Origin of the sequence: Rhodococcus sp. IEGM 1379 (genome assembly GCF_030056815.1) — a bacterium.
Taxonomy (GTDB): Bacteria; Actinomycetota; Actinomycetes; order Mycobacteriales; family Mycobacteriaceae; genus Rhodococcus_F.
Genome location: NZ_JASHKR010000019.1, coordinates 65405 through 79433 on the forward strand (window position 1 = coordinate 65405; position 14029 = coordinate 79433).

General features: G+C 61.5%; 9 protein-coding genes and 1 other RNA gene. 7 read left to right on the top strand and 3 right to left on the bottom strand.

The window, feature by feature from the left end; genetic code table 11:
- Nucleotides 1–15 precede the first annotated feature (15 nt).
- From ffs to QM600_RS13620, 4 genes are all read left to right on the top strand, one after another.
- Nucleotides 16–115: signal recognition particle sRNA small type (ffs, locus tag QM600_RS13605), an RNA gene on the top strand.
- A 43-nt stretch (nt 116–158) separates the two neighbouring features.
- Nucleotides 159–1451, top strand: coding sequence for an aspartate aminotransferase type Ic (locus tag QM600_RS13610; RefSeq protein ID WP_283261979.1), 1293 nt, complete (start codon nt 159–161; stop codon nt 1449–1451).
- A 97-nt stretch (nt 1452–1548) separates the two neighbouring features.
- On the top strand, nt 1549–2889 hold the full coding sequence (locus tag QM600_RS13615; RefSeq protein WP_283261980.1) for a glycosyltransferase 87 family protein: 1341 nt from the start codon (nt 1549–1551) through the stop codon (nt 2887–2889).
- An 18-nt stretch (nt 2890–2907) separates the two neighbouring features.
- Nucleotides 2908–3483 carry an HhH-GPD-type base excision DNA repair protein gene (locus tag QM600_RS13620; RefSeq protein WP_283261981.1) on the top strand — a complete coding sequence of 192 codons (576 nt, stop codon included), beginning with the start codon at nt 2908–2910 and terminating at the stop codon, nt 3481–3483.
- 2 nt (nt 3484–3485) lie between these two features.
- Here the strand turns inward: QM600_RS13620 and QM600_RS13625 are convergent, their stop codons facing one another.
- A complete protein-coding gene (locus QM600_RS13625) occupies nt 3486–4790 on the bottom strand; it encodes an ammonium transporter (protein WP_283261982.1) in 1305 nt (434 codons plus the stop codon).
- Between the two features lie 152 nt (nt 4791–4942).
- Between QM600_RS13625 and QM600_RS13630 the strand changes: the two genes are divergently transcribed.
- The 3 genes from QM600_RS13630 to QM600_RS13640 all read left to right on the top strand — a co-directional run bounded on the left by QM600_RS13630 (nt 4943) and on the right by QM600_RS13640 (nt 11174).
- The gene (locus QM600_RS13630) at nt 4943–7105 is read left to right on the top strand and encodes a DNA polymerase III subunit gamma and tau (RefSeq protein WP_283261983.1); all 2163 of its coding nucleotides are present in this window, start codon (nt 4943–4945) and stop codon (nt 7103–7105) included.
- Nucleotides 7106–7773: 668 nt separating this feature from the next.
- Entirely contained in the window at nt 7774–8988 is a 1215-nt protein-coding gene (locus tag QM600_RS13635; RefSeq protein WP_283261984.1) for an acetyl-CoA C-acetyltransferase, read from the top strand.
- A gap of 62 nt (nt 8989–9050) precedes the next feature.
- Nucleotides 9051–11174, top strand: a complete 2124-nt coding sequence (locus QM600_RS13640) for a 3-hydroxyacyl-CoA dehydrogenase NAD-binding domain-containing protein (protein WP_283262017.1) — start codon at nt 9051–9053, stop codon at nt 11172–11174.
- Nucleotides 11175–11260: 86 nt separating this feature from the next.
- On the opposite strand, the gene QM600_RS13645 is transcribed toward QM600_RS13640, so the two are convergent.
- Together QM600_RS13645 and QM600_RS13650 are read right to left on the bottom strand one after the other, a co-directional pair.
- Nucleotides 11261–12562, bottom strand: a complete 1302-nt coding sequence (locus tag QM600_RS13645) for a class I SAM-dependent methyltransferase (RefSeq protein WP_283261985.1) — start codon at nt 12560–12562, stop codon at nt 11261–11263.
- Nucleotides 12559–14004, bottom strand: a complete 1446-nt coding sequence (locus QM600_RS13650) for an FAD-binding oxidoreductase (RefSeq protein WP_283262019.1) — start codon at nt 14002–14004, stop codon at nt 12559–12561. The genes QM600_RS13645 and QM600_RS13650 overlap by 4 nt, the downstream gene beginning before the upstream one ends.
- Between the last annotated feature and the right edge of the window lie 25 nt (nt 14005–14029).

Genomic DNA, 14029 nt, shown 5'->3' on the forward strand with positions numbered 1-14029 from the left:
GCCGTCTACACTGTTCATTGGATCCCGCGCGGCGCGCATCCTGTGAACTCCCCCAGGGCCGGAAGGCAGCAAGGGTCAACGGGCTCTGCCGGGTGCGCGGGGTCCTCTATTTTTTTCATATATCCCGACCCCGCCTCGTCGGTGAAAGGCCGCTCCGGATGCCTATCCAAACCCAGATCGGGTTGATGAGCCATGAAGAACTCACCTCCGAGCATGAGAGTCAGAGCGCGAAGTACACGCAGCTCCAGGCTCAGAAGCTCGCACTCGATCTGACTCGCGGTAAGCCTTCGCCCGAGCAACTCGACCTTTCTGCAGCGTTGTTGGCGCTGCCCGGTGACGGTGATTTCCGTGACGGAAGCGGCACCGACTGCCGCAACTACGGTGGCCTGACAGGCTTGCCGGAACTGCGTGCCATCTTCGGTGAACTGCTCGGCATTCCGGTTGCCAACCTCCTGGCCGGTAACAATGCGAGCCTCGAGATCATGCACGACAACGTGGTGTTCTCCCTGCTCCACGGCACTCCCGATTCGGCGCAGCCGTGGTCGCGTGAAGAGAAAATCAAGTTCCTCTGCCCCGCGCCGGGTTACGACCGCCACTTCGCGATCACCGAGTCGTTGGGCATCGAGATGATTTCGATCCCGATGAACCACGACGGCCCGGACGTCGTCAAGGTCGCCGAGTTGGTTGCTGCAGATCCACAGATCAAGGGCATGTGGGTTGTTCCGGTGTACGCCAACCCGACGGGGGCCGTGTATTCGGAAGAAATTGTGCGCACTCTGGCCTCGATGCCGGCCGCAGCACCTGATTTCCGTCTGTACTGGGACAACGCTTACGCGGTGCATCCGCTGTTCGGTGAGATCGCGCCGTCCTATGACGTTCTTTCGATGGCTGCCGAGGCCGGACATCCCAATCGGCCGTTGGTGTTCGCGTCGACGTCCAAGATCACTTTTGCCGGCGCCGGCGTGAGTTTCTTCGGCAGTTCGGCCGAGAACCTTGCTTGGTACCAGAAGTTCCTGGGTAAGAAGAGTATCGGCCCGGACAAGGTAAATCAGCTCCGCCACCTGCGCTTCTTCGGCAATGCGGACGGTGTTCGTGCGCATATGGAGAAGCATCGTGAGCTGCTTGCACCCAAGTTCGAGTTGGTTCTGAAGATCCTCGAGGATCGGTTGGGTGCGTCGAAGGTCGCGTCGTGGACCGAGCCCAAGGGTGGCTACTTCATCAGTCTCGACGTCATCGACGGCACGGCCAAGCGCGTCATTGAACTCGCTAAAAATGCTGGTATCGCGCTCACAGCAGCCGGTTCGGCGTTCCCGTACAGCACGGATCCGGATGATCGGAACATTCGTCTGGCTCCGAGTTTCCCGTCGCTCGGGGATCTCGAGGTCGCGATGGACGGCGTCGCAACGTGTGTTCTGCTGGCGGCTGCTGAATCGCGACTTGCTGAGAACTGAGCGACTGAAAACGGCGCGCCCGGTCGGTACTTCCGGTCGTTTCTTGTAGCGTTCGTTTCACAAGTGCCCGACAGATGATGCAAACCCGGAGGTTGTAGTGACGGGCGAAATCAGCGGTTCGGAGAGTTCTGGGCTCGATGCGAGTTCGGTGGGAGAGTCAGACGTTCCGCAGCAGAGCCGGCGTCGGCTGCACGTAGGTGTGATCGGTTTTGCCGTTCTCACGGTGCTGGCGATCGCTTCTGTGCTGATGGTTCTGTACGGCGTCCCGATGGATGCAATCTATTGGGGAATCTTCCACAATTTTCTCGATCTCGACGTCTACCGCCACGGCGGAAGTTTTGTGGTCCAGGGGCTTCCGTTGTACGACGGTCCTGTCTTCAAAGGCATGATGTTCACGTACACGCCGTTTGCGGGAATCCTGTTCACGGTGTGGGCGGTGCCCACGTTTCAACAGGCGATCGTCGTCTGGTCGATCCTCAATGTTGTGGCGCTCTTCGCGGTAATCGTGTTGTGCTGGAAGTACCTTGGATATCGCCTCGACGCCAAGGCGTATGCCGTGAGTGTGTTGGCCACGGTCATTTTCCTGTTCATGGAGCCGGTGCGTACGACGCTCTGGCTGGGGCAGATAAATATCTTCCTGTTGCTGTTGATCGTGTGGGACTTGGGCCGGGACGAGAAGAGTCGCCTTCGGGGGATCGGTGCTGGAATCGCTGCGGGCGTGAAGCTGACGCCGGCGTTCTTCTGGGCGTATCTGTTCATCACGAAGCAGTGGCGCGCGTTGGTGACAGCGGTTCTCACCTTTGCGGCGACTGTGGCTCTGGGTTTCATCGTGATGTACCACGATGCATATACGTACTGGACCGGCACACTTTTCGACAGTGAGCGGGTCGGCAGGTCGGATGCGCCCAGCAATCAGTCGGTGTCCGGTTTGATCGCTCGGCTCACGCATACCCCGGAACCGTCGCAGTGGCTGATTCTCGGCCTGAGTGCGTTGGCAGCGTGCTTGGGGCTGGGCGCTGCGTGGGTTGCTTATCGGCAAGGACAGAAGCTGCTCGGCATTACCCTGACCGGGCTTACGGCCACTGTTGTGTCGCCCTTCTCCTGGGGCCATCATTGGGTGTGGTTCGTGCCGCTGGTGATTCTGGCTGCCCACTATGCGATGGCGTCGCGGAAGAATTGGGCGTGGATCGCACCGGTCGTGTTTCTGCTTCCGGTACTGAATTGGTCGCATACGTGGTGGGACCCGACGGTATTTCCCGGCACCGACCGCTTTGTCGGTATGGGTCTATTCATGCTTACAGTCCCGGATTATCTGAGCATCGTGACGGGCGCAATCTATCTGTGGGTGTTTGTTGTCGCTGCACTGAGCACTCTGATCGTGTTCGGTTGGAAGAAGTGGTCAGTGCCGGAGCCGGAAGCTGAAGTAACAGCCATCTGACATGGCAAGATCGGATGTATGGCACTGAATCTGAATCTTGTCGGTGATCCCGAGGCCGATGCACTCCTGTCTACGGATCCGCTGGCACTGTTGCTCGGTATGCTCCTCGATCAGCAGGTTCCGATGGAGACAGCATTTCTGGGGCCGAAGAAGCTGGCCGATCGGATGGGCGGTCTCGACATCCACAGGATCGCCGATATGGACACCGACGAGTTCATCGCGATCTGCGCGCAAACGCCCGCGGTGCACCGTTTTCCCAAGTCGATGGGGGAGCGCATCCAACTCGTGTGCCAGTACATCGTCGAAAACTACGACGGCGACACCGCGGCGATCTGGACGTCAGGTGACCCGGACGGTAAGACAGTGCTGAAGCGTCTCAAGGCGTTGCCCGGCTACGGAGATCAGAAAGCGCGAATCTTCCTGGCACTCCTCGGCAAACAGATCGGCGTTAATCCCGACGGCTGGCGCGAGGCAGCTGGTGACTACGGACTCGAGAGTTCGCGGCGGTCCATCGCCGACGTCGTCGACGAGCAATCTCTGCTCGAAGTCCGCGAATTCAAGAAAGCCGCCAAAGCCGCAGCGAAGGCGAAGTAGCGTCAGTCGCGCTCTCGTTCCTCACGGGCTCGCTGCAGGAACGGGCTGGGATTCTGGCCACCGATGGGACCGTGGCCCAGGACGCCGTGCTCGTAGGCGGACTCCGCGTGCAGGGCGACGTCGATGCCCCGGGCTTCGTCTTCCCGCGAAATGCGGAAACCGAAGGTTTTGTCGATGAGTTTCCCGAGGCCGTAGGTGACACCGAAGGCGTAGAGCGCGACCACGACGACGCCGACGAACTGCTTGCCCAGTTGCGTGAAACCGCCGCCGAGGAACAGGCCTTCCGGTCCACCGGTCATGACGGCCGTCGCAAGCAATCCGATCATCAATGAGCCGATGATGCCGCCGACGAGGTGGACGCCGACAACGTCGAGGGAGTCGTCGTAGCCGAGTTTGTGCTTCCAGCTCACCGCGTACGAGCAGACGATTCCGGCAACCAAACCGATGATCGTGGCACCGAACATGTTGACGGTTCCGCAGGACGGTGTGATGGCGACCAGACCGGCGACGACGCCCGACGCGGCGCCGAAGGTGGTGGGGTGGCCGTCGCGATTCTGTTCGACGAACAACCAGCCGAGTAGGCCGGTGCAACCCGCGACCAGGGTATTGAGGAAGATCTGTGCGGCCATACCGTCGGCGGCGAGGGCGGAGCCGGCATTGAAACCGAACCAACCGAACCAGAGCAGTCCGACGCCGAGCAGGACAAACGGGAGGTTGTGCGGACGCATCGATTCAGCCTTGAAGCCCATTCGTTGGCCGAGGACCAGGGCAAGCGCGAGGCCCGACGCGCCGGAGACGATCTCGACGACGAGGCCACCCGCGTAGTCGAGTGCTCCCATCCGGGCGAGCCAGCCCTGCGGATTCCACACCCAATGTGCGACGGGTGCGTAGACGAGCAGCGACCAGATCGGGACGAAGATCATCCAGGCGGAGAATTTGGCACGGTCCGCGATCGCCCCGCTGATCAGTGCTGCGGTCAGGATCGCGAAGGTCAGTTGGAAGGTCGCGAACAGCACTTCCGGAACGTTCCCGTGCACGGTCGACGGGTCGATGCCCGCCATACCGAGGTGTTCGAGTCCGCCGATGATGCCGCCGTGATCGTCGCCGAATACCAGGCTGTATCCCACGAACAGCCAGGCCACGGTGACGAGCGCGATGGAGACGAAGCTCATCATGATCATGTTCAGCACGCCGGTCGAACGGACCATGCCGCCGTAGAACAGGGCAAGGCCCGGTGTCATCAGAAGAACGAGGGCGGTACTGACGAGCAGCCAAGCAGTTGCTCCGGCGTCGATGGTGGCGGGCACAGTTTTCTCCTCCCACACGCGGACCTGTCCGCGTGCACGAAACCCACGATGCGTGTGTGTGGTTTCCGCTGCACTGCCATTGTGTTGCGAACATGTTTCGACGCAAAAGCCAGTGGTTTTTACCTGTCGTACGTCGCCGGTAGTCTTTGCCCGTGGCCCTGTACCGGAAGTATCGACCGGCGACTTTCGCCGAGGTGGTGGGGCAGGAACATGTCACCGCACCACTGAGCACCGCCCTCGACGCAAAGCGCATCAACCATGCCTACCTGTTTTCCGGCCCTCGCGGCTGTGGAAAGACGTCGTCGGCGCGTATTTTGGCGCGGTCGCTGAACTGTAAGGAAGGCCCGACGTCGACACCCTGTGGGGTGTGTAATTCCTGCATCGCGCTCGGTCCGGGTGGGCCGGGAAACGTCGACGTCACGGAACTCGACGCCGCCAGCCACGGTGGTGTCGACGACACTCGTGAACTTCGAGACAAAGCTTCCTACGCCCCCGTCGAGTCGAAGTACCGCATCTTCATCATCGACGAGGCTCACATGGTGACAGTGGCGGGCTTCAACGCGCTGCTCAAGATCGTCGAAGAGCCGCCGGAGCACCTCATCTTCATCTTCGCGACCACGGAACCGGAGAAGGTTCTTCCGACCATCCGTTCGCGTACCCACCACTACCCTTTCCGTCTCCTGGCTCCGTCCACCATGCGTGGGCTTCTCGAGAAAGTCTGCGGGCAAGAGGGCGTTCCCGTGGAACCGGCCGTATACCCGCTGGTCATCAAGGCCGGTGGCGGATCGCCGCGTGATTCCCTGAGTATTCTCGATCAACTCCTTGCCGGAGCTGGCGAGGAAGGCGTTACGTATCCGCGTGCGCTCTCACTTCTGGGCGTCACGGATGTCGCGCTCATTGATGAGGCTGTAAATGCGTTGTCGGCCAGCGACGGTGCGGCACTGTTCGGAACCATCGAACGTGTCATGGACGCCGGTCACGATCCGCGTCGCTTTGCCCTCGATCTACTCGAGCGTCTACGCGATCTCATCCTGATGCAGGCAGTTCCCGATGCCAGCGAAACCGGATTGGTCGATGCTCCCGAGGCTGAACTGGCAACGATGCGAGAGCAGATTCAGCGCGTCGGACCGGCTGCGTTGACGCGTTTCGCCGAAACAGTCCACGCTGGTCTGGGCGAGATGCGAGGCGCTACCGCACCGCGATTGCTCCTCGAAGTGATCTGCGCCAGAATGCTGCTGCCTTCGGCATCGGATGCCGAATCGGCTGTACTTCAGCGGTTGGAGCGAATCGAAAGAGGCATCCCGGCAGTGGGTTCCGGTGCGGCGCCGTCGCAACCTGCACAGCCCGCGCGACCTGCACAGCCCGCGCAACCTGCACAGCCCGCGCAACCTGCACACGTGGCGCCGGTTGCTCAGGCTCCTGCCTCGGCTCCGGAGGTCGAGTCCAAGTTCCAGCGTCCCTCGCAGCGTAAGCCGGAGCCAGAAGTTGTGACACCGGCGTCTGTCGCGCCTGCCGTTGCACCGGCGCCTGTCGTGGAAGTGCCTGCGCCTGAGCCTGTTGTCTTGCCCGAACCTGTAGTCGAGTCTGAGCCAGTCCACGAGCCTGAGCTTGCCGTCGAGCCTGAGCCTGCCGTCGAGCCTGAGCCTGCTGTCGAACTTGAGCCTGCTGTCGAACCTGAACCTGAAGCCCCGGTTTCGGCAGGTCCTACCGTCGAAGTTTTGCGTGATGCCTGGAATACATTGCGCAACAAGGTGAGTGAGCGAAACAAGGTTCTACCGGCAATGCTCTCGGCTGCAACGGTTCATGACGTGCGGGGGCAGGTGCTGGTGATAGCGCATGTCACTCCGGTGCTCGGTGCCCGTGTCACCTCGCCGCACAATGCTGCGGTCATTTGTGAAGTGCTCTCCGAAATGTTCGGCGGCACTTGGCAAGTGGAGTATCAGGAGGGCGCTCCGACGGTTCATGCTTCAGTTGCGTCGGCAAAGCCCGCCGAGGCTCCCGTTCGCGCTGCGGCAGCGCCGCGTTTTTCGCGACCCAGTCAGGAGCGGGCGGCGCAGGCCCCGGCGTCGACGTCCACGCAACGTGGGCCGGATCGCGGTTCCGACGACATTCCGCCGCCCGAGGCTCCGGACTATCCGGACGACCCCGAACCGGAGGTCGACTACGAAGCGACACCTGCTGCGGCCACGCCGGAGGAGGAGAAACAGATGGTCGCCGAGGCTGCGCAGCCTGGCGATCCGAGTACCCGACGCGATCCGGAGGAAGTAGCAAAAGAGCTACTCAAGGACGTTCTCGGAGCCCGCAAACTCGAATAGTCGAGAGTTTTCACCTGAGTTATAGGCGGAAGCCGAGCCTCTCAGGGCCGGGAGGGAAGGAGGGGCGCACCAGGCCAACAGCCTGGTGCGCCCCTCCTTTGCTCGGAAACTACTTGCCCCACAAGGTCGTGAAATCTTCCCTGACGGTCGGAACGGCAGGCGGGAATGATGAGATGGCCGCTGGAATCGTGAAGGCTTGCTGGCCTTCCTTGATCATCGCCAGATTGGTGACGCCTCCGATTGCACCTCCGATCTGCACCTTGTCGGCGAGCCCAGCTGATTTGAGTACAGTGGGCAGCCCAACCGCGAGTGCATCATTGTGGTGTGCGGAGGCTGAAGTACAACAGATAATCGCTTTTCGTGAACAGCAGGCAATTGCTGTCCGACGTGCCGGCGGCACTCTCGACGCATAGGCGTGGGGGTGTCGCCGGATGCGTTTGTGAGGCAGGATCGGGCAGGTAGGAACCGGTAGTGGCCGCCCCGGCCGACGTTGTGATCACCTCGGTCATGGAGCAGGATCGCTTCAGTCCTTCCCATATTTCTGGAACACGTTCTAGAGTGGGAGGGCTGAGGTTTGTACCGGGCTGAGCGCCTACACACGGGCTCGGCCGAGGCAGACCGGTTCGACGCAAACAGGGTCGACGCATACATGGAAGGAACACCTCACAGTGACCACAGAGGCATTCATTTATGAAGCCATCCGTACCCCGCGAGGCCGCGGCAAGAAGACCGGTTCGTTGCACTCGGTCAAGCCGATCTCGCTGGTTACGGGTCTGATCCGGGAACTGCGCGTGCGCTTCCCTGATCTCGACGAGGATCGGATCTCCGATCTCATCCTGGGCGTCGTCACTCCGGTGGGCGATCAGGGCATGGATATTGCGCGCATCGCAGTCAACGACGCCAAGTTGCCGGACACCGTCGGTGGCGTGCAGCTCAACCGTTTCTGCGCTTCGGGCCTCGAAGCAGTCAACATGGCTGCTCAGAAGATCCGCTCGGGCTGGGACGAGATGGTAATCGCCGGTGGCGTCGAGTCGATGTCCCGCGTTCCGATGGGAAGCGACGGCGGCGCATGGGCACTGGATCCCGCGACCAACTACGACAACTACTTCGTTCCTCAGGGCGTCGGCGCAGACCTTATCGCCACCATCGAGGGCTTCTCGCGTGACGACGTCGACGCGTACGCAGTGCGTTCGCAGGATCTTGCTGCCAAGGCGTGGACCGGCGGATACTTCGCCAAGTCCGTTGTTCCGGTCAGGGACATGAACGGCATCACCATCCTCGACAACGACGAGCACATGCGTCCCGGAACCACGGTCGAAGGCCTCGCTGGCCTCGCGTCGGCGTTCGGTGTTGTCGGTGAAATCGGCGGTTTCGACGCCGTAGCGCTGCAGAAGTACCACTGGATCGAAAAGATCAACCACATTCACCACGGTGGAAACAGTTCGGGAATCGTTGACGGTGCGGCACTCGTGCTCGTTGGCTCCGAAAGTGCCGGCCAGGCAATGAACCTGACCCCGCGCGCCCGCGTCGTTGCTACCGCCACCAGCGGTGCCGACTCCACGATCATGCTGACCGGCCCCACCCCGGCATCGAAGAAGGTTCTGGCCGCGGCCGGCCTGACGGTCGACGACATCGACCTCTTCGAGATCAACGAGGCCTTCGCCTCCGTCGTCCTGAAGTTCCAGAAGGACATGAACATCCCGGACGAGAAGCTCAACGTCAACGGCGGCGCTATCGCCATGGGTCACCCGCTCGGTGCTACCGGCGCAATGATTCTCGGCACGATGGTCGACGAACTCGAGCGTCGCGGCGGCAAGCGCGCACTCATCACACTGTGCATCGGTGGCGGCATGGGTGTTGCCACCATCATTGAACGCGTCTAAGAGACCTGCCCCCTTCTTCACTCGGACTTACCAGGAGACGAATCAGCGTGACCGAGAACAACATGATCAACTGGGAGCAGGACTCCGACGGCATCGTCGTGCTCACCATGGACGACCCCAACCAGGGTGCCAACACCATGAACAACCTGTACAAGCAGTCGATGGGCGCTACCGTCGATCGCTTGTACGCCGAGAAGGACTCCATCACCGGAGTTGTCCTCACCTCTGCCAAGAAGACCTTCTTCGCCGGCGGTGACCTCAAGAACATGATCAAGGTGGGCCCCGAGCAGGCTCCCGAAATCTTCGAAGAGGTCGGTGTCATTCGGGCCGCTCTGCGTCGTCTCGAGACCCTCGGCAAGCCGGTTGTCACGGCTATCAACGGTGCGGCACTGGGCGGCGGCCTCGAAATCGCTCTGGCAACCCACTACCGCATCGCAGCCGACGTCAAGGGCGTCAAGATCGGCCTGCCCGAGGTCACCCTCGGCCTGCTCCCCGGCGGCGGCGGCATCGTGCGCACTGTTCGTATGCTCGGCCTGCAGAACGCGCTCATGGGCGTCCTGCTCCAGGGTCAGCAGCGCGGCCCCGTCGAGGCCAAGGAAGTCGGTCTCGTCGACGAGGTTGTCGGTTCGATCGAAGAACTGGTTCCCGCTGCGAAGGCATGGATCAAGGCCAATCCCGAAGGCGGCGTACAGCCTTGGGACAAGAAGGGTTACAAGATCCCGGGCGGAACTCCGGCAACTCCGGCGTTTGCAGCCAACCTTCCGGCATTCCCGGCAAACCTGCGTAAGACCCTCAAGGGTGCTCCCATGCCGGCTCCGCGCGCCATCATGGCCGCAGCTGTCGAGGGTTCGCAGGTCGACATCGACAACGCGCTGATCATCGAGGCACGGTACTTCACGTCCCTCGTCACCGGCCGTATCGCGAAGAACATGATCCAGGCATTCTTCTTCGACATGCAGGCAATCGGCTCCGGCGCCTCGCGTCCGAAGGACATCGCCAAGACCCCGATCACCAAGATCGGTGTCCTCGGCGCCGGCATGATGGGCGCCGGCATCGCGTACGTTTCCGCGAAGGCAGGCTACGAGGTCGTCCTCAAGGACGTCACCATCGAAGCTGCAAACAAGGGCAAGGCGTACTCCGAAGGTATTGAGGCCAAGGCACTCTCGCGTGGTAAGACCACGCAGGAGAAGTCCGATGCACTGCTCGCCAAGATCACCCCGACGGCTGACCCGGCAGATTTTGCCGGCGTCGACTTCGTCATCGAGGCAGTCTTCGAGAGCCAGGAACTCAAGCACAAGGTCTTCCAGGAGATCGAGGACATCGTGGAGCCCAACGCACTGCTGGGCTCCAACACCTCGACGCTGCCCATCACGGGCCTCGCCACCGGCGTGAAGCGTCCGGAAGATTTCATCGGAGTCCACTTCTTCTCTCCCGTCGACAAGATGCCGCTGGTGGAGATCATCCGTGGTGAGAAGACGTCCGACGAGGCTCTGGCTCGCGTATTCGACTACGTCCAGGCAATTCGTAAGACGCCGATCGTCGTCAACGATTCGCGTGGCTTCTTCACCTCGCGCGTCATCGGCACGTTCATCAACGAGGCCATCGGCATGGTTGCCGAGGGCATCGACCCGGCCACCGTCGAGCAGGCCGGTATGCAGGCCGGTTACCCGGCTGCGCCGCTTCAGCTTTCGGATGAGCTCAACCTCACCCTGATGCAGAAGATCCGCAAGGAAAGCGCGGACGCAGCCAAGGCCGAAGGCCGCGAGCTACCGGTAGATCCGGCCGGTGGAGTTATCAACTACCTCGTCGACGCGGGCCGCACCGGCCGCCTCGGCGGCGCCGGATTCTACGACTACGCCGAAGGTAAGCGCGTCGGCCTCTGGTCCGGGCTGCGAGAGAACTTCAACTCCGGAACCTCGGACGCGCCGATCCAGGATCTCATCGATCGAATGCTGTTCATCGAGGCTATCGAGACGCAGAAGTGCTTCGACGAGGGTGTTCTCATGACCACCGCCGACGCCAACATCGGCTCCATCCTGGGTATCGGTTACCCCGCCTGGACGGGTGGCGTCAGCCAGTTCGTCACCGGCTACGAGGGCGGCGAGGCTGGATTCGTCGCTCGTGCTGAGGAATTGGCCGCCAAGTACGGCGAGCGGTTCACGCCGCCGGCGTCGCTGAAGGGCTAGTCTCTACCGACCCATTCTGAGCGAACGTACCTTTCGGCGCATCTAACGCGCTGAAAGGTACGTTCGCTCAGTTAGTGGGGGTGGTACTACCCCTTCCACCACGGCCGCAGCGGCACATGCGCTTCACCCTTGGCGCCGAGTTTGACGGCCAGAACCTGGTGCAGCTGAACCACATTGCGCTCGAAGCCCAAGCGGGAGCCGGCCATGTAGAGGCCCCACACGCGAGCGGTACCTTCACCGACCTCCGCGACGCAGGCGTCCCAGTTGTCGACGAGGTTCTGGCACCAGCCGGCGAGGGTCAATGCGTAGTGTTCGCGGAGGTTTTCCTCATGCCGCACTTCGAGTCCCACGTTCTGGATCTCGGAAATGATGCGGCCCGAGCCGGTGAGCTCCCCGTCGGGGAAGACGTACCGGTCGATGAAACCGCCGGCCTTGGCGCTGCCGCGGTTGTCCGGACGCGTGATGCAGTGGTTGAGCAGGCGCCCACCTTCGCGCAGTTTGTCCTTGAGGAATTCGAAGTACGCCGGGTAGTTTCCGACGCCGATGTGTTCGGTCAGTCCGATGGAAGATATTGCGTCAAAACCTGTTTCGGCTACATCGCGGTAGTCGGAGAAGCGAACCTGCGCGAGGTTCGCGAGCCCCTCGTCTTCTATGGCTTTCTGTGCCCAGTCTGCCTGTTCGCGTGAGAGGGTCACGCCGATAACCTTGACGCCCCGACGTGCCGCGTAGCGGACCATCGAGCCCCAGCCGCAGCCGATGTCGAGGAGACGGTCACCTTCCTTCAGCCCGAGTTTCTCGAATACCAAGCGGTACTTGTTTTCCTGGGCGGCTTCGAGAGACTGTTCGGTGTTCTCGTAGGTAGCGCACGTGTACGTCATGGACGGGCCGAGGACATGCTCGTAGAAGGTGTTCGAGACGTCGTAGTGATGGTGAATGACTTCGGCGTCGCGAGTCTTGGAGTGACGCAACCCTTCTGCGACGCGGCGCCAGCGCGGGAGATGTTCCTGCGGCGGCGGAGCGATGGGGCGCAACAGATCCCATCCGAGAGAGCGTGTGATGCTGGCCAGCGTCAGTGCGGACGGTCGCTTGAGGTGAAGTTCGTCGCCCATGACGCGCAGGATCTCGTAGGGGTCGCCGGGATGAACGCCCTCGGCTTCGAGGTCTCCGGAGACGTAGGCCCTGGCCATGCCGAGATCGCCGGGAGCAGTTGCTAGATATGTAGTTCCGCGTGTCGACTTGAGGTGGAGTCCGTAGTCGGCGTCTTCCGGTCCGGCGACGGACCCGTCGTACGCGGTAAATCGTAGCGGCAACATGCCGTCGGAAAGTGTCTCTAGTATCTCCGCGATGGAGAGTTTTTCTTGGTTTTTGGAGTCCTTGAACGTGGTCATTTACGTTGCACCGCCTTAGAAAATAGATCCAATAAACGGGAATTCGGGTCGTAGCGTTCCTTGAGATGGGTGTATCGGTCGCCGCCGTAGTACTGGGATTCGAAATCTTCTCTCGAGTAGTACGAGTCGGAGTACAGCGACTTGTGCCCGTCGAAGTCGCTGACCTTTTCTTCGATCAGTCGGTTGGCTGCGCCTTCGCGCTCGCCCGGAACGATTGGTACCGAGGACCAGAAGCCGATGTTGACGTAGGTGCGCTTCGGCTCCAATGGATACAAGGGCCAAGGTCGAGAAGTCGAGGCTGCGGCCGGGCTGGGTTCGCGAAGGCGTAACGGACACAACCACAATGGCTCGATCGGAATTTCCTGGAGGAACCAGGAAACAAAATCCGCTGTCCGTTCGATCGGGACCTCGACGTCCTGGACGACGCGTTCACGCGGGGGATTGCCCTTGCGCTTTTCGAGGCGATCGCCGACGTCGTACTTGTGGTCGAGGGCGATCAGCTTCCAGTAGAAGCTACTGCGGAGGTACTGCTTGGGCCAGAAGCGCCGGATCTTGGGGTTCTGGGCTCCGAAGGCGCGTGAGCACCAGAACCAGTCGGTGTCCCAGCGCCATAGGTAATCCCGGGTGGTGAGGCGATCGGTCTTGGGATGTATCAGTGACGGGTGCTGGATGGAGCGGTAGAAGATGTTCTCGTTTGTGTAGTCGCTGACCGGGCCTTCGTCGTCCGTTTGTATGCCAAGAGTGAGGTAGCTCTCGGTATCGGTAAAGACAACGCCGTCGAGGTAGTCGACGGCGATGCCGTCGTATTCACGGTCCGTGACGATGCGGTCCATCGTCGTTTCGAGTGCCTTCAGTGAATCGAAACGCAGATGACGCAGCGCCACATACTTTTTCACCGGCTCCAAGGAAATTTTCAGCCGTGTCGAGTAGCCGAGAGTGCCGTAGGAGTTGGGGAAACCGAAGAACAGTTCGGCATGTTCACCGTCGGGGGTGGCGGTGATGATGTCGCCGCTTCCGGTGAGGATGTCGATTTCGAGGACGGACTCGTGCGGCAGTCCGTTGCGGAAGGACGTGGATTCGATTCCCAGGCCGGTGACGGCGCCGCCGAGGGTGATGGACTTGAGTTGCGGCACGACAAGTGGCGCAAGCCCGTACAGGAGAGTGGCATCCACCAGATCCTCGTAGGTGCACATGCCGGCGACGTCCGCTGTCCGCGCCACGGGATCGACGGCAATCACGCCGGTGAGGCCGCTGACGTCGAGTCCGGGGGTTGACGTCTTGGTTCGGGCGCGGAAGAGGTTGGACGTCTTCTTCGCGAGTCTGACGGACCCGTCGGGAGGGATCGCGTGATACGACGCAAGAAGTCGCTTGACGCCTTCCCGGTGCTGCGCAAAACCTGTTTCGCGCGCGCCACCGGAACCCGGACGCTGACCTGTCCGGATTCGAGAGATCTTCGGAACTACCCCA